This window comes from Citrobacter sp. Cpo074, assembly GCF_030332745.1.
Classification (GTDB): domain Bacteria; phylum Pseudomonadota; class Gammaproteobacteria; order Enterobacterales; family Enterobacteriaceae; genus Citrobacter; species Citrobacter portucalensis.
Genome location: NZ_JAOWHG010000027.1, coordinates 207,666 through 225,915 on the forward strand (window position 1 = coordinate 207,666; position 18,250 = coordinate 225,915).

Annotated in this window: 17 protein-coding genes; 3 read left to right on the forward strand and 14 right to left on the reverse strand. The window is 50.0% G+C overall.

Features of this window, described 5'->3' with window-relative positions:
- Positions 1–47: 47 nt before the first annotated feature.
- The 7 genes from osmB to fabI form a co-directional block, all read right to left on the reverse strand.
- A complete protein-coding gene (gene osmB, locus OGX83_RS05605; protein ID WP_003020583.1) occupies positions 48–266 on the reverse strand; it encodes an osmotically-inducible lipoprotein OsmB in 219 nt (72 codons plus the stop codon).
- Between the two features lie 268 nt (positions 267–534).
- Positions 535–1,287, reverse strand: coding sequence for a DNA-binding transcriptional regulator YciT (gene yciT / locus OGX83_RS05610; RefSeq protein WP_003020580.1), 753 nt, complete (start codon positions 1,285–1,287; stop codon positions 535–537).
- A 95-nt stretch (positions 1,288–1,382) separates the two neighbouring features.
- On the reverse strand, positions 1,383–1,565 hold the full coding sequence (locus tag OGX83_RS05615) for a YciZ family protein (RefSeq protein WP_003833313.1): 183 nt from the start codon (positions 1,563–1,565) through the stop codon (positions 1,383–1,385).
- Between the two features lie 183 nt (positions 1,566–1,748).
- Positions 1,749–3,740, reverse strand: a complete 1,992-nt coding sequence (pdeR, locus tag OGX83_RS05620) for a cyclic di-GMP phosphodiesterase (RefSeq protein WP_008784927.1) — start codon at positions 3,738–3,740, stop codon at positions 1,749–1,751.
- Between the two features lie 265 nt (positions 3,741–4,005).
- Positions 4,006–5,940 carry an exoribonuclease II gene (locus OGX83_RS05625; RefSeq protein WP_057067367.1) on the reverse strand — a complete coding sequence of 645 codons (1,935 nt, stop codon included), beginning with the start codon at positions 5,938–5,940 and terminating at the stop codon, positions 4,006–4,008.
- Between the two features lie 89 nt (positions 5,941–6,029).
- Complete coding sequence (locus OGX83_RS05630) at positions 6,030–7,175, reverse strand: carboxymuconolactone decarboxylase family protein (protein WP_286587510.1); 1,146 nt, start codon at positions 7,173–7,175, stop codon at positions 6,030–6,032.
- A 213-nt stretch (positions 7,176–7,388) separates the two neighbouring features.
- On the reverse strand, positions 7,389–8,177 hold the full coding sequence (fabI, locus tag OGX83_RS05635) for an enoyl-ACP reductase FabI (protein ID WP_003020565.1): 789 nt from the start codon (positions 8,175–8,177) through the stop codon (positions 7,389–7,391).
- 442 nt (positions 8,178–8,619) lie between these two features.
- Here fabI and OGX83_RS05640 point away from each other — a divergent pair, with 442 nt between their 5' ends.
- Positions 8,620–9,312 (forward strand): EAL domain-containing protein, encoded by a 693-nt coding sequence (locus OGX83_RS05640; protein ID WP_032943595.1) that lies wholly within the window; start codon positions 8,620–8,622, stop codon positions 9,310–9,312.
- Positions 9,313–9,350: 38 nt separating this feature from the next.
- Here the strand turns inward: OGX83_RS05640 and sapF are convergent, their stop codons facing one another.
- The 5 genes from sapF to sapA are packed head-to-tail and all read right to left on the reverse strand — an operon-like array spanning position 9,351 to position 14,633.
- Positions 9,351–10,157 (reverse strand): peptide ABC transporter ATP-binding protein SapF, encoded by an 807-nt coding sequence (gene sapF / locus OGX83_RS05645; RefSeq protein WP_003020558.1) that lies wholly within the window; start codon positions 10,155–10,157, stop codon positions 9,351–9,353.
- Between the two features lies 1 nt (position 10,158).
- Positions 10,159–11,151 (reverse strand): peptide ABC transporter ATP-binding protein SapD, encoded by a 993-nt coding sequence (sapD, locus tag OGX83_RS05650; RefSeq protein ID WP_003020556.1) that lies wholly within the window; start codon positions 11,149–11,151, stop codon positions 10,159–10,161.
- Positions 11,151–12,041 carry a peptide ABC transporter permease SapC gene (gene sapC, locus OGX83_RS05655; protein WP_003833291.1) on the reverse strand — a complete coding sequence of 297 codons (891 nt, stop codon included), beginning with the start codon at positions 12,039–12,041 and terminating at the stop codon, positions 11,151–11,153. The genes sapD and sapC overlap by 1 nt, the downstream gene beginning before the upstream one ends.
- On the reverse strand, positions 12,028–12,993 hold the full coding sequence (sapB, locus tag OGX83_RS05660) for a peptide ABC transporter permease SapB (protein ID WP_003020545.1): 966 nt from the start codon (positions 12,991–12,993) through the stop codon (positions 12,028–12,030). The genes sapC and sapB overlap by 14 nt, the downstream gene beginning before the upstream one ends.
- Positions 12,990–14,633 carry an ABC transporter substrate-binding protein SapA gene (gene sapA, locus OGX83_RS05665; RefSeq protein WP_003833288.1) on the reverse strand — a complete coding sequence of 548 codons (1,644 nt, stop codon included), beginning with the start codon at positions 14,631–14,633 and terminating at the stop codon, positions 12,990–12,992. The genes sapB and sapA overlap by 4 nt, the downstream gene beginning before the upstream one ends.
- A 534-nt stretch (positions 14,634–15,167) precedes the next feature.
- Between sapA and OGX83_RS05670 the strand changes: the two genes are divergently transcribed.
- The gene (locus OGX83_RS05670; RefSeq protein WP_286587513.1) at positions 15,168–15,620 is read left to right on the forward strand and encodes an SgcJ/EcaC family oxidoreductase; all 453 of its coding nucleotides are present in this window, start codon (positions 15,168–15,170) and stop codon (positions 15,618–15,620) included.
- A 41-nt stretch (positions 15,621–15,661) separates the two neighbouring features.
- Here OGX83_RS05670 and OGX83_RS05675 read toward each other — a convergent pair whose 3' ends face one another.
- Positions 15,662–16,306, reverse strand: a complete 645-nt coding sequence (locus tag OGX83_RS05675) for a quinolone resistance pentapeptide repeat protein QnrB9 (RefSeq protein ID WP_004201260.1) — start codon at positions 16,304–16,306, stop codon at positions 15,662–15,664.
- Positions 16,307–16,400: 94 nt separating this feature from the next.
- The gene (gene pspF, locus OGX83_RS05680) at positions 16,401–17,390 is read right to left on the reverse strand and encodes a phage shock protein operon transcriptional activator (protein ID WP_208744255.1); all 990 of its coding nucleotides are present in this window, start codon (positions 17,388–17,390) and stop codon (positions 16,401–16,403) included.
- A 155-nt stretch (positions 17,391–17,545) separates the two neighbouring features.
- Between pspF and pspA the strand changes: the two genes are divergently transcribed.
- Positions 17,546–18,214, forward strand: coding sequence for a phage shock protein PspA (pspA, locus tag OGX83_RS05685; RefSeq protein ID WP_003020532.1), 669 nt, complete (start codon positions 17,546–17,548; stop codon positions 18,212–18,214).
- Positions 18,215–18,250 lie beyond the last annotated feature (36 nt).

Genomic DNA, 18,250 nt, shown 5'->3' on the forward strand with positions numbered 1-18,250 from the left:
ACCTGAAAAAGTAAACGTATTATTATATCGAGCCGTTTAACCGTAAATTATTTACCCACCTGGTGGCCAATAATACCACCTACTGCAGCACCACCCAGCGTGCCCAGCGTGCTGCCGTCAGTCAGGACTGCACCACCGATTGCACCAGCACCAGCACCAATTGCGGTGTTACGGTCACGTTTGGACCAGTTAGAGCAGGCACTCAGCGACATTGCCAGAGTAATTGCCAAAATGGCAGCGGTCATTTTTTTGCTCGTTACTAACATAATACTTTCTCCTGAATTATTGATTCACGGAATCCAGTGTTCTTTAAGAGTAGCGCTAAATTTAGGCTAACGAAGATATTTCCGTGAAACCGTTTAGCGAAGGCATGACAAACACTATCCTGAGATTGGAGGTTCGTTCCTGTTATATCGCTAACATTAATTTTACGACTTAATCCTGTTAACGACAGGTAAAAAGTCTTAATTGGACTGTCAGATAACTCTCAGAGAGGAGATGATTTGCCGACTGACAAATCATCTGCTGAAGATTTTATGCGTGCGCATCAATGATATTGACGGTTAATCCTGAATGCTCGAGCTGCATTTGTACGCTGGCGCTGAGTCTGGAATCCGTGACTACGCGGCTGAATCGCTCTAATGGACCCAGCGTGTAAGGGTGAATGGCTTCGAATTTTGAGCTGTCAGTAAGTACAATAACTTCTGCACCTTTTTCCAGCACCGCGTTAACCACATCAGAACGCATCATGTCGCGTCCGGTGAAGCCGGTGTCAGCCTGCCAGCCATCAATGCCGATAAAGGCCTTGCTGAAGTGTACCTGCTGGATGAACTGGCGAGTTAAGGGCCCCACCATGCTTTCGCTTTTTTTCTGATAGATGCCGCCAAGGAGAATCACTTCGCAGGGGGTTTCTTTCAGCAGATGGGCTATATAACTGCTGACGGTAATGATGGTGACATCTTTTTGCTCCGCCAGCGTTCTGGCCAAGAGCGCATTGCTGCTGCCGTTTTCAATGAATACGGACTCGCCAGGGCTTACCAAAGATGCGGCAAATTCGGCCAGTTCACGCTTCAGCGTAAAATTAGTCATCATGCGCGTTTCCACATCATCACTGTTCAATGAAACGGCAAAACCGTGCGCACGGCGTAAATAACTCTGTTTTTCCAGTGTGTTCAGATCCTGTCGAATCGTCACTTCCGAGACACCGGTGATTTTTGCCAGTTCGGCAACGCTCATCTGACCTTTATCAGTCACCATCTGCAAAATAGATTGTTGTCGGGAATTCATAATATTAATTTTATTGCGATATCGTATCGGAAATTAAACGGAAACTGCTTAATACGCAGTTTGCTTATAGCAGCGACATTAAAGGGTTAATGTCATCAGATCTCCCAGGGAGCCTTGTGCTTTTTGGGCAAAGATTCGGCATCTTCTTTGGCCGTGTCTAGCAGCTCAGCCTTCAGAATTTCGAGATTGTGGATGGCTGAGTGGTAATCACCTGCAACGAGGATATCCAGCACGGTATCAATGCGTTCGGCCAGACGCTGAGCGTCGATATCAGACATGGTTATCATCCTAATGGCAATAGAGTTTGAATTTCATGATGCAGAATTTCATGGCAAAAGAGAAGGGAAAAATAGTATTAACTATCAATGATAGAAGAATATTATATATTCTGTGATTACATGCAGATAGGATCGTTACGTAATGTCCATTTATGGCTATTAACGACGTTTGATCCCACAGCATTAGCGCGTTTTTTTATTCAGATGTCGTCGATACCAACGTTCAAATGCAGCCGCTGGCATTGGTTTGGCAAACAAAAAACCCTGACGCTCGTTGACACCATTTTTGGTTAAAAACGCATCCTCTTTCGCGCTTTCAACACCTTCGGCGATGACCTGCAGATTGAGTGCTTGTGCGACCGCAACAATGGCACGTACCAGCGACTGCGAAATAGGTTGTTTGTGTACATCCCTGACAAAGGTTTGATCCAGTTTAATTGCATCAAGCGGGAAGCGGGCCAGTTGAGACAGTGACGAATATCCAGTACCAAAATCATCCAAATGGATTTGCGCCCCCAACTGGCTAAACTGCTGAATGACGGACAGTGCCAACTGCTCATTTTCAATCAAACTGCTTTCCGTTAACTCGACATCGATGGGGCAATATTCAAAGTCGAGTTCATGAAGCACCTGTTTGAGATCGGTAAATAGCGTCTGATCGGCGAGCTGGCGGGCAGAAACGTTTACCGCCACGCGCAGATTGATTCCCTTGGCGCGCCATTTTGCGACCTGACGCACAACGTCCAGAATAACCCAGCGACCCAGCGGAACGATAAGCCCTGATTCTTCGGCGTAGGAGATAAATTCCAGTGGTGGAATGAGGCCGCGTTCCGGAGACTGCCAGCGTACCAGCGCCTCCAGGCTGCGCACTTCGCCTCGCCAGGTTATCTTTGGCTGATAATGGATAACCAGTTGATCGTTTTCCAGCGCCTTGCGCAGGTTAGTATCCAGCCACAGGTATTCAAATACCCGCTGATTCATTTCCGGAGAGAAAACACAAAACTGTCCGCGGCCGCCTTCTTTCGCGGTGTACATGGCCGTATCGGCGTTACGAATGACGCTCTCGCAGTCCTGACCATGCTGTGGAGCAAGGGAAATACCAATAGAGCAGCCTGTATAGACTTCAATCAGGCCAATGCGAAAGGGCTGACGCAGGCGTGTCAGAATGCGCGATGCGGTAGCTTCCAGAGTGCTCTGGGACGTTTCGGTGGCAAGGACGATAAATTCATCACCGCCAAACCGAGCCAATAGCTGGTTGTCGTCAAGACAACTGAGGATTGCAAGCGACACACTCTGTAATAGCTGATCGCCAAACATATGCCCGTAGGCATCGTTCACCTTTTTGAAGTTATCCAGATCGAGATATACAATCCCAACCTGAGTATCACCTGCGTTCTCAATCGCGTCGCTTATTAGCTCATGAATGGCGTTACGGTTCGGTAATCCGGTGATGGAGTCGGTATTAGCCAACATACGCAGGCGTTCCTGCGCGCGGCGTTCTTCAGTGATATCGGTGCCGGAACAGATCAGAAATATTTCGTTCTTGCCGCTACCGTTATGTACAAACTTATTGCGAAAAAGAAACAGGCGCTGACCTTTGCAGGTCTTCACCCAACGTTCGACTTCATATGAGTTGCCTTCGCGAAAAAAGACCTCGATGTTGCGTCTGGAGGCTGCGGCTTCACGTCGACTCATAAACAGTGTGAATACGCTTTGGCCAATGACTTCACGTTCTCTGAGTCCGGTGTACTCTTCGCACAGACGGTTAAAACGCTGAATGTTGCCCATGCGGTCAAGAATGACAATAACGGAGTTGGCTTCTGAAACCACCTGCTCGGCAAAAGAGAGACCTTGAGCCAGATCGCGTGCGACGGAAGGGGTGTCATCCCAGGCTGATGCGCTGCCGGCCCATTCGCGCTTATTGATTTTCCGCCCGACCAAATGTACCGGAATATCGTCATCTTCAATAGGTAACGTCATCAACAGGCTTGACGTAATTACCGTCATCTCGCGAATGCGGTCGGCCTGCTCGGGTGATAATTCGATGGTCTGCTCAGCGTCTGCTGTTTCGTCAATAGAGAAATGCAGGATGTTGCAATCCTCTGACAAACGCCAGTAGGGGTTATGAGTGCCCACATAGCTATACAACGTAACCAGCTCCCGGACGTCTTTCATGATGTGTACTATCCCGTTTAAAGCGCATAAAGCCTCAAAAGTAAGGGTAGCCATGATTCATTCAGGGTGATTATGGCTGAACGTATTGTTTTATTTATATATTTATATGTAATCCAGAATCCATAAAAAGCAAAGCCAGCGGAACTGAAAAATAGTAAAAAAAAATTTTGACTGGATAAGAGAAGTGTAGTGTGTGGTTGAAATTTGGCCGCTAAAAAAAGAAAACGACCTTTCAAAAAAGAGAAAGGTCGTTGGATTTGTCAGTTTACGCTGCTGGACGCGCGATAACGCTACGGGTTTCCATGCGAACTTCGGCGATAGTTACGTCAATCACATCAGTGACTTTGTAAACCACTTCACCTTTGATTTGTACGGTACCACTTTCCTGGCTGCAGACCAGTTCATCACGCACGGCGTGCAGGAAGGGGGCAGGAATAAAGGCAACAGCGCCATTATCAACCAAACGTACGCGCATGCCGCCGCGGCTGACGTCGATGATCTCGGCCGCAAAGCGGGTGTCAGTTCCGGCTTTATCACTCAGGAAACGGGCGTATAGCCAGTCACCCACATCACGCTCAGCCATCCGGTTCAGGCGACGACGTTCCGCCATTTGCACGGTGGTATCATCCTGAGGTCGGGCGACGGTTTCTCCTTTGATGACGGCCTTAAGCAGACGGTGGTTGATCATATCGCCGTACTTACGGATTGGGGAAGTCCAGGTGGCATATGCCTCCAGACCCAACCCAAAGTGTGGACCTGGCTCAATACTAATTTCAGCGTAAGACTGGAAGCGGCGAATTCGGCTGTCGAGGAAGCCGGATGGCTGTGCATCCAGTTCGCGGCGCAGTTTGCAGAAACCTTCCAGTGTCAGTACTTCTTCGGCATCGACGTGCATACCGTGGGTTTTCAGCAGCGCGGCCAGAGCGTCGGCGTTGGCCGGGTCGAATCCCATATGGACGTTGTAAATACCGAAGCCCAGCTTGTCGCGAAGCACACGGGCGGCGCAAATATTTGCCGCAATCATGGATTCTTCCACGATACGGTTTGCGATGCGGCGTGGCTCAGCGACGATGTCCAGTACTTCACCTTTTTCACCGAGAACGAAACGGTAATCCGGGCGATCTTTAAAGACCAGCGCGTGGTTATGACGCCACTCTCCTCGGCTCAGGCAAATACGATGCAGCAGACGGATTTGTTCCGCAATCGCGTCGTTTTCTGGTTGCCACTCGCCAGTACCTTCCAGCCAGTCGGAAACATTATCATAGGCCAGCTTCGCTTTAGACTCGATGGTTGCGGCGAAGAAGGTGATGTTGTCTTCAATCGTGCCATCGGCGGTAATGCTCATACGACAAGCTAAAACCGGGCGCACTTCGTTCGCGCGCAGAGAGCAGAGATCGTCAGACAATTCACGTGGTAACATCGGGATATTGAACCCCGGTAAATAATTGGTGAACGCGCGAATTTTTGCCGTTTTATCCAGCTTGCTGCCTTCTGCAATCCAGGCTGTTGGGTCGGCAATGGCGACGGTTAATTGTAGCGTGCCGTCAGCTTGTTCTTCAGCATACAGCGCATCGTCCATATCTTCGGTGCTGGCGCTGTCGATGGTGACGAAATTGAGGGCGGTTAAATCTTCACGAACCAGGCCTTCGTCCAGCATTTCGGTTGCTACACCGTCTGGTGCTTCTTTTTCCAGATTATGGCGTGCCAGTGTGACCCACCACGGGACAAAGTGGTCATCAGCAAAAGTGATAAATTGGGTTAACTCGGCGTAGAAGGTGCGATCGCCTTTCAGCGGATGGCGGCGCATTTCTGCAACAGCCCAGTCGCCTTCTTTAAATTCATGTTCAACGCCGCGGGCTGCACGACAAGGAATAGCATCTTTCAGTAACGGATGATCCGGCACAATGGACAGACGGTCATTTTTGCCCTGAACTTTACCCACGAAGCGCGTCAGGAAGGGTTCGATCAGTTCTTCCGGCTCAGCAGATTCACGATCTTTTTCTGTATGGATAACCGCAACAATACGGTCGCCATGCATCACTTTTTTCATCTGCGGCGGTGGAATGAAATAGCTTTTTTGTGCATCGACTTCCAGGAAGCCAAAGCCTTTTTCCGTGGCTTTTACCACCCCTTCAGCACGTGGCGTCTGGGAATGTAGTTGCTGTTTAAGCTGCGCTAGCAGCGGGTTGTCCTGAAGCATAATTGTCTATTTTCGTGGCTAAAAGAGCGGCTGACAGTTTTACGCGATTCTGCCAGTTGCAGCAAGCGCTCTTTCAGTAAGTGGATCGGTTAATCAGTGTCGCCCAGCGCGATTTTCAAGCGATTCAACCATCCGCACAATCCACTCCAGGCTAGCAGGTTAATGGCCTGCTCTGAAGAGATTCCCTGATCGAACAAAGGCGTTAACAGTGCGGTGCTAAAGCGGTCGGGCGCCCGGGTCAGCCATTGTACCGCCTGTAGGGTGACGCGCTCAACCGGATGTCGTTGTTCCCACCGTTGTAATTCACGTTCATCCTGACGAAGAACGGTAATGGCCTCGGTTAATTCATGAGTTGAATACGCATGTTCATTAAAACAGGCCACGCTGCCATTAATCCGTGAAGTCATCAGCGTCGCCAATGAAAATGCCTGTACCGGTATCCCGCTACGTTGCGTGCTGGAAATGAGCGACCCGAGTAAATCCAAAATGACGGGGGAATGTATCAGTAATGGCAGTAACGCTTGCAGTTCCTCGGGATAACGTCTTTCTATCGACTCATCATGATTAAGATGTTTTTCAATCGGAAATGGCGAAGCGTGCCAGGTAGCGTTTGCTGCACTAAATGGTGAAGCGTGAGCGAATTGTTGTATATCGAGACCCGGAATTCGGCGCACCGGATGTCCACACCAGGCCTGAAACAGGGCCACGATACGGGCCTGAAAACCGACGAATCCGATAATTTGATTCATCAGAATGCTATCGCCGGTGGTCAGCCCGACTGCATCCAGATGCTGGCGATCGCGCGCGCCTATCACGGCAGGAGAGCTGGCAAGTTGACGAGCATATTGGGTGATTTGCGCCAGTCGATGGTTACTTTCCCGCGAGGAGTCCGGCCCAGGAAGCGGTGTTAGACGCGCGGCATAGTGATTACATAATCGCTGGACGCCATATACCTGAGCGACGGTTAACGCCGTACTCATCCGTTCATAGGCACTGAATGTGTGCATCTGACTCAGATTTACGTGGGTCGGGAAGAGGATCTGTGCAAGTTTACGGGCAGGGATTAACCAGGATTGAAAAGGTAAAAGGGCGTCATCAGATATCGCCAGATCCAGTAAAAAGCAGTCGTCGACATGAGCGGCTTCCGGCACCAGCGGCAGAACATCTTGTGGATACATGCTGGATTGCGTCTCATGATACCAGTGGCTTTTGCCTTCAATTCGGCGTTGTTCCATGGGCGGTCCTTGGTCTAAAAAGTGGCGACCCGGACACGTCGTCATACCACTACGCCGGATCGTTTGCGCTGCAATATCCTGACGTAAGCAGAAGAGGGGATGAAAGATTGTTACGTGATAATAAATATCAGAAAAGCATATATGGGACAGGGTAGAGGGGAATTAAAAACGAGCATCATGGGCGACAGTGGGCCGCCCAGAAAGATTGGAAGATTATTTCAGTTCTAGTTCATTCATTGCAGCGATGCTGAAACCACCGTCAACGTGTACGACTTCACCAGAGATACCGGCAGAAAGATCGGAACACAGGAATGCCGCAGAGTTGCCCACATCTTCAATGGTAACAGTGCGGCGAATCGGCGTAACAGCTTCGCAATGGGCCAGCATTTTACGGAAATCTTTGATACCGGAAGCGGCGAGGGTGCGGATTGGACCTGCGGAAATTGCGTTTACGCGTACGCCTTCAGGCCCCATTGCGTTAGCCATATAACGGACGTTTGCTTCCAATGAGGCTTTCGCCAGGCCCATCACGTTATAGTTCGGGATTGCACGCTCTGCGCCCAGATAGGACAACGTCAATAGCGCAGAGCCAGGGTTTAGCATAGAACGACATGCTTTTGCCATCGCAACAAAGCTATAAGCGCTAATGTCATGCGCAATTTTAAATCCTTCGCGGGTAACTGCATTCACATAATCACCATCCAGTTGGTCAGCAGGTGCGAAGCCGATGGAGTGTACGAAACCGTCGAATTTCGGCCAGGTTTTGCTCAGTTCAGCAAACATGGCGTCAATGCTGGCATCTTCAGCTACATCACACTGCAAAACAATGTTGGAGCCTAATTGCGCTGCAAATTCTTCCACACGACCTTTCAGCTTGTCGTTCTGGTAGGTGAACGCCAGTTCGGCACCTTCACGATGCATCGCCTGAGCGATTCCCCATGCGATAGACAATTTACTGGCAAGGCCTGTCACCAGAATGCGCTTACCTGATAAAAAACCCATGGCTTTAATCCTTTTGGTTAACACTTATCTTTTATCAATCAATGAGTTATGATTGACACATTAAATGCACTCGAAATTGGCCTGAAATTATATCCCACGCTTTTTCCCTGGAGAATGGTTATCCGCCTCACGTGACCTGTCACTTCATTACATGTGAGGAGTATATCATCCCCCTCCGCTTATGCTTCGTTCAGGCATCTAACGTCGGTGAATCAGAGAAAATACGAGGTTTCAAAGGCATTGAAATGGTATTATTTCATTGCTAGCTGATGTTAATAAACATAGCAAGGTAGGAACTTTCTTAAAACAAAAAATATGACAATATTCAGCTTGTTATGATATATTGTTTTTATCGATCAATATCGATTCATTGATCGATATTATTGATTGATTGTGATTAGAAGTGCATTATCAGGATGTTATGATCAATTGGAGTGGTCTTATGCACTATCATTTCATCGCGGAACCGATGAGAGACACAACAGATAAATTACTGGGTGTAGAGATTAACGCCCGGTTTACTTCAGATACGGTTCACCCGTTGCATCCAGATTTCATCATTTCAGCGTGGGATAGCGAACAAAAGCGTAATTTCATGCTCGAGCAAATTCGACTAATTGCCGAAAAGCGTGACTGGTTTGAGCGCAACAGCCTTATTTGCACCCTGAACCTCATTGACGAAATGGCACTGCTGGCGATTGGTGATCCAGCCATCAAGTCGGCCTTACATGCTCTACCATTTATAGCACTGGAACTTTCAGAACGTTTTCTGTCGAATACCGTGTGCCTGAATAATTTGCTGATTAATTCACTTCGCGACGGCCCAAACGCATTGTGGTTGGGCGATCTTGGCTCCGGCAGCGTAGGGGCCAGTCCGCTGGTTTGCGGTCATTTTGACGTTGTGAAACTGGATCGCGGTTTCTTCCTGGAACAGGTAGAAAAACCGATGTTCCCGGTGCTGATCAAAAATATCAGGGAATATTGCGACCGTGTTGTGGTGAAGGGAGTAGAAACAGTACGACTTATCGACGAGGCCAGTACCGCAGGTGTCTGGGCAATGCAAGGTGGTGCCCTTTACCCGTCAGTCGCGTTTACCGAAGTTGATACGCTGCTCTTACCCACGTTGTGTCACTGATGACAGATTGCCCCCCGGTTGAGGAGGGCAGCCGTTTGCTAACGATCTTTTCGCCAGGCATCAGCGGTGAGCGCTTCGCCGAAATGACCTGCAATCAGGCGGCGGGTAAGCTCATGAAGCGGGGACGCCAGAACATCCGCTGTACTGCCGCGTTCTACCACTTCGCCCTGATGCATGACTAATACCTGATCGCTGATGTGCTTCATCATGCCAATATGTTGGGTCACATAGATATACGAAATCCCCTGTTTTTCCTGCAATTCCAGCATCAGATTGATGAGCTGTGAACGCATCGACATATCCAGAGAGGCCAGGGCTTCGTCGGCGATAATGACTTTGGGGCGTAAAATGAGCGCACGGGCAAGGCCCAGACGCTGTTTTTGCCCTGGGGCCAACATATGTGGGTAATAGCTTACGTGATCGGGCAGCAGCCCGACCATGCGCATGGTCTCCACGATCTGTTTACGACGCTGCTCAGGCTCGAGGTCGGTATTCAGTCGTAGCGGAAAATCAAGGATCTGCGAGATACGTTGCCGCGGATTAAGCGATGTTGACGGATCCTGGAAAATCATACGGATCCGCTGACTACGAAATGAATAATCGCCATATTTTAACGGATGATCGTCAATCAGCAGCTCACCGCTGGTGGGTTCAATCATACCCGCCAACATTTTTGCCAGCGTAGATTTCCCCGAACCGTTTTCACCAATGACGGCGAGCGTCTGACGTTCACGCAGGGTGAAACTCAGGGGCTTAACGGCCTCAACGGTCTGGCGGCGAAATAAACCTGTCCGGTAGCGAAAGGTTTTGCTCAGATTACGAACTTCGAGCAGGGTTTCTACCATCTCACTCTCTCTCCATGTTCAGCGGGAAATGACAGGCGTAGAGATGATTCTTTGCTCCGGTCAGTCTTGGGGTTTCAATACATTCGCGTTGTGCATAAGGGCAGCGTGGCCCCAGACGACAGCCGATGGGTAATTGTTCCAGCAATGGAATAGCTCCTGGCATGGTATTCAGGCGGCTTTTGTGCGGCATTGCGCTACCAAAATCAGGAATAGCGCGAATCAACGCTTGAGTGTAAGGATGATGAGGAATGGTCACCAAATCTTTACTTGGCGCGGTTTCGACCGTTTGCCCGCAGTACATCACGTTGATTTTGTCAGCCCACTGGCTGAGCATTTGCAGGTCATGGCTAATCAACAAAATGGTGGTATTGCTGTTTTGATTCAGACGGGTTAGCAGACGGAAAATTTGCGCCTGGGTGGTTGGCTCCATCGCGTTCGTTGGTTCATCGGCAATCAGCAAACGCGGCTGATTCGCTAATGCGATAGCGATCATGACCTTCTGGCATTCGCCATCGGTCAGCTCATATGGAAAGCTGCGCATGGCGTCTTTATGGTCTTTTATCCCGACGCGGTGCAAGAGTTCAATCGCACGGCGTTTGCGCCAACCGATGCGCTGCCACCAGCGACCTTTGTAGGTCCATGCCGGAATATTTTGCATCAGTTGACGTCCGATACGCTCGGACGGATCGAGACATGACTGCGGCTCCTGAAAGATCATGGAGACGTTATGACCGACCAGTTTGCGTCGTTCACGCGCCGAAAGGCGTAGCAGATCGATATCATCAAAACGCATACGGTCTGCGGTTACGCGCCAGTTATCTTTAGCGACGCCACAAATGGCCTTAGCGATCAGACTTTTGCCGGAGCCAGATTCGCCGACCAGCCCGCGGATTTCACCCTCATTCAAGGTCATGCTGACACGATCAACAGCCTTTACCCAGTCGTCACCGGTCCTGAATTCAATGGTCAGGTTGCGGATATCCAGTAATGGCATTACTCCACCCCCGCAATAATTGCGCGGCGCACGCCGTCACCCAGTAGGTTAACCAGCAACACGCTTATCATAATTGCCGCGCCTGGCAGCATCACCGTCCACGGTGCGACATAAATCAGCTCCAGTGCGTCGCCGAGCATGGCTCCCCATTCCGGGGACGGCAGCTGTGCGCCAAGGTCGAGAAAACCCAGCGCGGCGATATCCAGAATCGCCATCGACAGTGCGCGGGTGATTTCAGTAATAAGGCCAGCGGTAATATTGGGCAGAACGGCGAACCACAGAATATTCAGTGTGGTTGCACCGTCCAGGCGAGCGGCAATGACGTACTCTTTCTCCAGCTCGTCATGCACCATGCTGTAAACGGAGCGCACCATGCGCGGCAGCAGCGCCAGCCAGACGGCAAACATGGCGTGTGTCAGATGCGGCCCGGCAAACGCCACCACAATAATCGCCAGCAGCAGAGAAGGGATCGACAGCAGGGTGTCCAGAATGTGGTTCAGCACCGCAGAGCGCAAGCCGTGCGTCGCACCGGCAACTACACCCAATACCAGACCACACAGCGTGGCAGCAAGAGTAACGACAAACGCGCCGCCAACGGTCGGGGCCGCACCGCTGAGCAGACGACTTAAAACGTCACGTCCCAGATCGTCAGTCCCGAGGAAGAATGAGACTTCGCCATAGCGCGACCATGACGGCGGTAAAAGCTGATAGCCGAGAAATTGCTGATCGATGCCGTAAGGGGCAAACCAACCACCAAAAATACACAGAATAGCCAGTCCCGCACAGCCGTACAGGCCGATCATCGCAGTCGCATCGCCATAGAAATTGCGCCATGCGGTGCGCAACGTACCTGGCGGGCGTTTTTCGCTGTAGACGCTATCGTAAGGCATACCATTCCTTATGTTTCAGAGGGTTAGCCATAGCACCCAAAATATCAGAGATGACGTTAACGATAATAACCAGTGAACCAATCACCATCACGCCCGCTGAAATCGCCGCGTAATCCTGCTGGCGAATCGCGTTAATCAGCCAACGGCCAAGACCTGGCCAGCTAAAGACCATCTCGGTGATCATCGCCAGCGTCAGCATGGTGGAAAACTGTAATCCCAGACGCGGGATCACTGGCGGAAGGGCATTGTGCAGGACGTGACGACGCAAAATCGTTAATCGTGACAAACCGCGCGTGGCCGCCGCTTTGACGTAGTTCTGGTCAAAGACCTCAATGGTGCTGATACGCATCAGGCGGATAACTTCTGTGGTGGGCGCAACGGAGAGCGTCAGCACCGGGAGCACCATATGACGGATAGCGCTGACCAGCATTTCATCGCGCCAGGGCGAGTCGGAGATCCACGCATCAATAATGGCAAAACCGGTAACAGGTTTCACCTCGTAGAGAAGATCAAAACGCCCGGAAACGGGTAACCAGCCGAGGGTCAGCGAGAAGAGCAATGTCAGCAGCAGCGCCAGCCAAAAAACGGGGATAGAAAACCCCATCAGAGCCAATGCGCTGATGCAGCGGTCCTGCCATTTGTTCCGCGTGATACCGGCCAGCATACCAACGGGGATCCCAACCATTAGTGCAAAACCAAAGGCAAGAATGCACAGCTCCATTGTGGCCGGGAACACCTCTTTCAGCTGCTCTGAGATCAACTGACCGTTGATACTGGATACGCCGAAATCCCAGTGAATGAGACCATTGAACCAGAATACCCAAGCGTTCCACAGCGATGCACCCTGTAACGGCGCATGAGGTGTGAAGTAGCTCAGGCTGAAGCCAATAAAGGTCAGGAAGAACAGGGTTACCAGTAGCAATAAAAATCGACGCAAGGTGAAGATAATCATGGTTTTTTCACCTCATCTTTCTTTTCCCTGGACACGCCGGCAAAAGAGGCATTACCGAATGGACTGAGCACCAACCCTTTGATGTCGTAGCGGTAAGCCTGTAGACGCAGTGAAGAGGCCAGTGGCAGGATCGGTAACTCTTGGGCAAGAATATTTTGCGCTTCGTCATAGGCATCAATTCGCGATGAAAGCTGCTGCGAAGAGAGAGCCTTGCGCAGAATGCTGTCAAACTGCGGATTACACCAGTGGGCAAAGTTGGTCTGTGAATTGATGGCGGCACAGCTGAGCAACGGCCGGAAAAAACTGTCAGGATCGTTACTGTCCGTCGCCCAGCCGGATAACGTCAGATCATGGTTCATATCCATTAATCTCGCCTCCTGAAAACGACCTTCTACCGGGATGATCTTCACTTTCACACCCACCTGAGCCATATCTGCCTGAATCAGCTCGGCGGTTTTCAGCGGACTGGGGTTCCAGGCCTGAGAGCTGGTAGGGACCCAAAGTTGTAACGTCAGATTCTCCAGCCCCAGCGCTTTTAGCTGCTCGCGCGATTTTGCCGGGTTGTATTCTGTAATTTTAGCTTCGTTATCATAAGCCCACGAGGCGCGAGGCAAAATAGATGCCGCGGTTTCTGCCGTCCCGTAGTAGATAGACTGCATTAAGCGCTGGTTGTTGATCGCTAGCGCCAGCGCATGCCGCACGGCAGGGTTATTCAACGGCGGTTTATTGGTGTTGAACGCCAGATAGGCAATGTTCATCCCCGGGCGCAGCGTCAAACGCAGGCGAGGGTCATCACGCAATATGCTGAGCTGGCTGGCGGCAGGCCAGGCAAGGACGTCACATTCGCCAGTGAGTAATTTCGATAAGCGTCCGGTTCCACCAGAACCGAGATCCACTACGACCTGCGGCATCAGAGGAGTGCCACGCCAGAATTTTTCATGTCGCTGCAACCGAATATATTGGCCGGCACGATTCTCCGAAAGCTGGTACGGGCCTGTGCCGACGGGTTGTCTGTCGAGCAACTCCTGGCGATCCTGTTTTGCCAGATTAGCGGCATATTCCGCCGACATTACGGAGGCATAGTGTGTGGCAAGGTGCCACATAAAGGAGGCATCCGGTTGCGTTAAGCGGAATTCAACGGTGTTGTTGTCCAGTTTGCGCACGCTTTGGACGTTATCGGCAAACTGCAGGCTGTCGAAGTAGGGGAAACTGCTGCCGTTCACATTGTGCCACGGATGGTGGCGATCAAAGATGCGCTCAAAGGTAAACACCACATCGTCTGCATTCAGTTTGCGGGTGGGGGTGAACCAGGCAGTCTTCTGAAACTGAACGTCACGACGCAGATGGAAGCGGTAGGTTGCGCCGTTATCCAGCACCTCCCAGCTTTCAGCAAGCTCAGGCACCAGCCGATAGGTGTAGGGATCTACATCAAGCAGTCGGTCATACAATTGGGCCGCTAACGTGTCGACGATGAGACCGCTGCTCGTTTTTTGTGGGTTGAACGTATTGACTTGCCCGCTGACGCAATAGACAAACCCACTGTCACGGATATCAGCGTGCGGAGCTTGCTCAGGCGCAGCAGCAGCCTGACCACTCAGAAATCCAGCCATCACGATCAGAGATGATAAAACCAGGCGCATAATTTTAATGGATTATATAAAGAGGCTATCTTACTAATACTTAATGACATTTGCCATTACCGTTTGTTTTTGGGAGTAACAGGTTCGATAAGCGCGAGTTCAACACCGCGACATGGTCAAAATTCATACCTGCTATCCACTTTGAATCTACTCTGTTAACTATCTTAGCATTTTCATGGCCCATCTGACTTGCTATAAACGTGGGGGCGTACCTGTCGTTGTTTACTGATTGATATCAGTGTGTGCTCGGAAGATGGAGTATGGCATCGATAACGAAGTGTGGAGCGAGCATTTAGAGTGTCACTATCAATGCTGAACTATAATCATTCAGGAAGCAGTACACGTTATGTGAGTTGTAATAGCTAAAGTATCTATAATTATTTCAATATGTTAATTCCATTTTTTCTTCATGGCATCTTAATCTTCTCACCCATTTATGGTGATGATTTCCATTGGTTATTAAATGCATTTTGGCTTTGATCCTGGTTATGAACGGTTTTCTGTTGCCATTTAACTTCTAATGGAATGAATTGTATGAATAAATTACTGAGCCTTGTTGTTTCACTTGCCCTATTGCCTGGAGCCGTTTTTGCAGCGTCGACTCCAGTCTGTGTGAAGGTGAATAAAGCGCAAATCGAAGCGCTATTTGATAAGTGGAACGAGTCATTGAAAACAGGTAACGCGCAGACGGTATCTGAAAATTATCTTAGCGATGCGGTATTGTTGCCTACTGTATCCAATAAAGCGCGTTTAACGGACGCTGAACGTGTTGATTATTTCGAGCATTTTCTTGCGAAAAAGCCGACCGGGAAAATTGACATGCGTACCATTCGCCTGGGGTGCAATAAGGCGATAGACACCGGTACCTACACATTTACCTTCGCGGACAAATCAACGGTTTCAGCCCGCTACACATTCACTTATGCATGGGACGGTAAAGAGTGGAAAATTTCCACACACCACTCTTCAGCGATGCCTGAGGGGTAAAAAGCAGTGCAGGGGGCGGAATATTCACCGCTCCCTGAAGACTAGCCAATAATCGCGATGCCAAGACGTTCCATGAGCAGCGATGCCTGGTAGTTGTCCAACTTAACGCCTTGTAAATCAACGCCCCGAATATCTAAGTCACCCAACTCCGAATTGGTCAGATCGCAATGTGTGAAGTTTGCTGCTCGCCAGTCGAAAGTCGAAAACTCGCCGCCGGAAAGATCTGAACCACTGAACGTCGCGCCCAGTACCTGGGCACCCATCCAACGGTTTTCCCACAGCTCACATTTTTCCAACACGACTTTCGAAAAATTGGCGTAGCTTAGATTTGTGTTAGTGATATATGCACTGCAAAACCAGGTGCGAGTAGTGATCATATTCATAAAACTTGCGCCGCGAAAATCTGCGCCTTGCGCACGACAGTGGCGAATTTCAATGCCAAGCGCACTGGCATTGCGAAAATCCGCCATGGATAAATCACAGCTTTTAAAAATGGCATCTTTCAGCATCGCACGACTAAAATTGCACCCTTTCTGGCTTTCACGATCATAGAACTGACAGCCGATAAATTCAGTGCCGCTCAGGTCGGCACCTGAAAAATCACAGTTAAAAAATGTACTATTTTCAATTTTCTCACCGGTGAAGCGGTTTCTGTCAATTTTTTCGCCAACGAGTGCCAGTGCCATATTTGTACCTGTTTTTTTATACAGTAATGGCGTCATGGTAAACCCTGATGAGGTTATGCGTCAAATCCGCCAATATGACATCTGCAAATGTGCGTTAAATCTGGTGTTTTTTCAGCAAAGCGCGAAGCTGATGGTAAGTCAGACCCAGTAATTCAGCGGCTTTTTTCTGGTTAAATTTTGCCTGCTGTAAGCTGGTTTGTAGAAAGTCTTTCTCTTGCTGCTGCTGGAATTCACGCAGATCCAGCGGTAAACCTACAGACATCGGTTTAGTTTCCGACGCCTGCGGCTGCGTAGTGTGGCGGCGGAAGGGGTCAATGATTATCTCATCCAGCGGGTAATCACTGGTTCCATGCCGGTAAACGGAACGCTCCACGACGTTTTTCAGTTCACGAATATTGCCCGGCCAACGGTAGTGGAGGAGAGTTTCTCTGGCCTCGGCACTAAAACCCGGAAACAGAGGTAATCCGATCTCGCGGCACATCTGAATGGCAAAATGCTCGGCCATTAACATAATGTCACTTTGACGCTCGTGTAACGGTGGGAGTTGCACCACGTCAAAGGCCAGGCGATCCAGCAGGTCCGCGCGGAAAGTGCCTTCGCTAACCATGCGAGGTAAGTCAGCATTGGTCGCACAAACAAGTCGTACGTTAACCTGTAATGGTTGGCTACCACCTACGCGCTCAAGCTCGCCATATTCAATAACCCGCAGCAATTTTTCCTGTACCAACATCGGGGCAGTTGCCAGTTCATCGAGAAACAGCGTACCGCCGTCGGCGCGTTCGAAACGTCCTGGATGGCGTTTTTGCGCGCCGGTAAAGGCACCCGCTTCGTGACCAAACAGTTCGGAATCAAGCAAATTTTCATTTAGCGCCGCGCAGTTAAGCGAAATAAACGGGCCTTGCCAGCGGGTGGAGAGGTAGTGCAGGCGGTTGGCGATAAGTTCTTTCCCGGTCCCGCGCTCACCTATAACCAGTACTGGTTTATCCAGCGGCGCGAGATGAGAAACCTGCTCCAGCACTTCAATAAAGCTGTTCGCTTCGCCCAGAAGATTATCTTTGTATCCTGCCATGATGAAATTCACCATTTGTTAGTGTTCTTCACCAATTTACCCTAGTTTTCGCAACAGGTAAAATTAGATATAATTATTAGAATCAATTAGATAAAAAGTTGGCACGCCCCGTGCATTACGAAAACAGCAGGGCATTGCCCGATATCAGAACAGTAAGTGAGGATTACATTATGGGTATTTTTTCTCGTTTTGCCGACATCGTGAACGCCAACATTAACGCGTTGCTGGAAAAGGCTGAAGATCCGCAGAAGCTGGTGCGGTTGATGATCCAGGAAATGGAAGACACGCTGGTTGAGGTACGTTCCAACTCAGCGCGTGCGCTGGCAGAAAAGAAACAATTATCTCGCCGTATTGAACAGGCCAGCGCGCAACAGGCAGAGTGGCAGGAAAAAGCTGAACTGGCGCTGCGTAAAGAGAAAGAAGATTTGGCGCGTTCTGCGTTAATTGAAAAGCAGAAACTGACCGATTTAATTGCCTCTCTGGAGCATGAGGTGACGCTGGTTGACGATACGCTGGCGCGTATGAAAAAAGAGATCGGTGAGCTGGAAAACAAACTTAGTGAAACCCGTGCTCGTCAGCAGGCGCTGATGCTGCGTCATCAGGCAGCGAGTTCTTCGCGTGATGTTCGTCGTCAACTGGACAGCGGTAAACTTGATGAAGCGATGGCGCGTTTTGAATCTTTCGAGCGTCGAATCGATCAGATGGAAGCCGAGGCTGAAAGCCATAACTTCGGTAAACAGAAATCCCTGGATCAGCAATTTGCTGACCTGAAAGCAGATGATGAAATCAGCGAGCAGCTGGCGCAACTCAAAGCCAAAATGCAGCAAGACAAGCAATAATAACATCTGGCGGCGCCCGAACGCGCCGCCGCTCAT

Coding starts and splice junctions, on each gene's coding strand:
- OGX83_RS05670 (WP_286587513.1), top strand. CDS start 15,168: ATGAATAAATTACTGAGCCTTGTTGTTTCACTTGCCCTATTGCCTGGA.
- pspA (WP_003020532.1), top strand. CDS start 17,546: ATGGGTATTTTTTCTCGTTTTGCCGACATCGTGAACGCCAACATTAAC.
- fabI (WP_003020565.1), bottom strand. CDS start 8,177: ATGGGTTTTTTATCAGGTAAGCGCATTCTGGTGACAGGCCTTGCCAGT.
- OGX83_RS05640 (WP_032943595.1), top strand. CDS start 8,620: ATGCACTATCATTTCATCGCGGAACCGATGAGAGACACAACAGATAAA.
- yciT (WP_003020580.1), bottom strand. CDS start 1,287: ATGAATTCCCGACAACAATCTATTTTGCAGATGGTGACTGATAAAGGT.
- sapD (WP_003020556.1), bottom strand. CDS start 11,151: ATGCCATTACTGGATATCCGCAACCTGACCATTGAATTCAGGACCGGT.
- osmB (WP_003020583.1), bottom strand. CDS start 266: ATGTTAGTAACGAGCAAAAAAATGACCGCTGCCATTTTGGCAATTACT.
- sapF (WP_003020558.1), bottom strand. CDS start 10,157: ATGGTAGAAACCCTGCTCGAAGTTCGTAATCTGAGCAAAACCTTTCGC.
- OGX83_RS05615 (WP_003833313.1), bottom strand. CDS start 1,565: ATGTCTGATATCGACGCTCAGCGTCTGGCCGAACGCATTGATACCGTG.
- sapB (WP_003020545.1), bottom strand. CDS start 12,993: ATGATTATCTTCACCTTGCGTCGATTTTTATTGCTACTGGTAACCCTG.
- pspF (WP_208744255.1), bottom strand. CDS start 17,390: ATGGTGAATTTCATCATGGCAGGATACAAAGATAATCTTCTGGGCGAA.
- OGX83_RS05675 (WP_004201260.1), bottom strand. CDS start 16,306: ATGGCACTGGCACTCGTTGGCGAAAAAATTGACAGAAACCGCTTCACC.
- sapA (WP_003833288.1), bottom strand. CDS start 14,633: ATGCGCCTGGTTTTATCATCTCTGATCGTGATGGCTGGATTTCTGAGT.
- sapC (WP_003833291.1), bottom strand. CDS start 12,041: ATGCCTTACGATAGCGTCTACAGCGAAAAACGCCCGCCAGGTACGTTG.
- OGX83_RS05625 (WP_057067367.1), bottom strand. CDS start 5,940: ATGCTTCAGGACAACCCGCTGCTAGCGCAGCTTAAACAGCAACTACAT.
- OGX83_RS05630 (WP_286587510.1), bottom strand. CDS start 7,175: ATGGAACAACGCCGAATTGAAGGCAAAAGCCACTGGTATCATGAGACG.
- pdeR (WP_008784927.1), bottom strand. CDS start 3,740: ATGAAAGACGTCCGGGAGCTGGTTACGTTGTATAGCTATGTGGGCACT.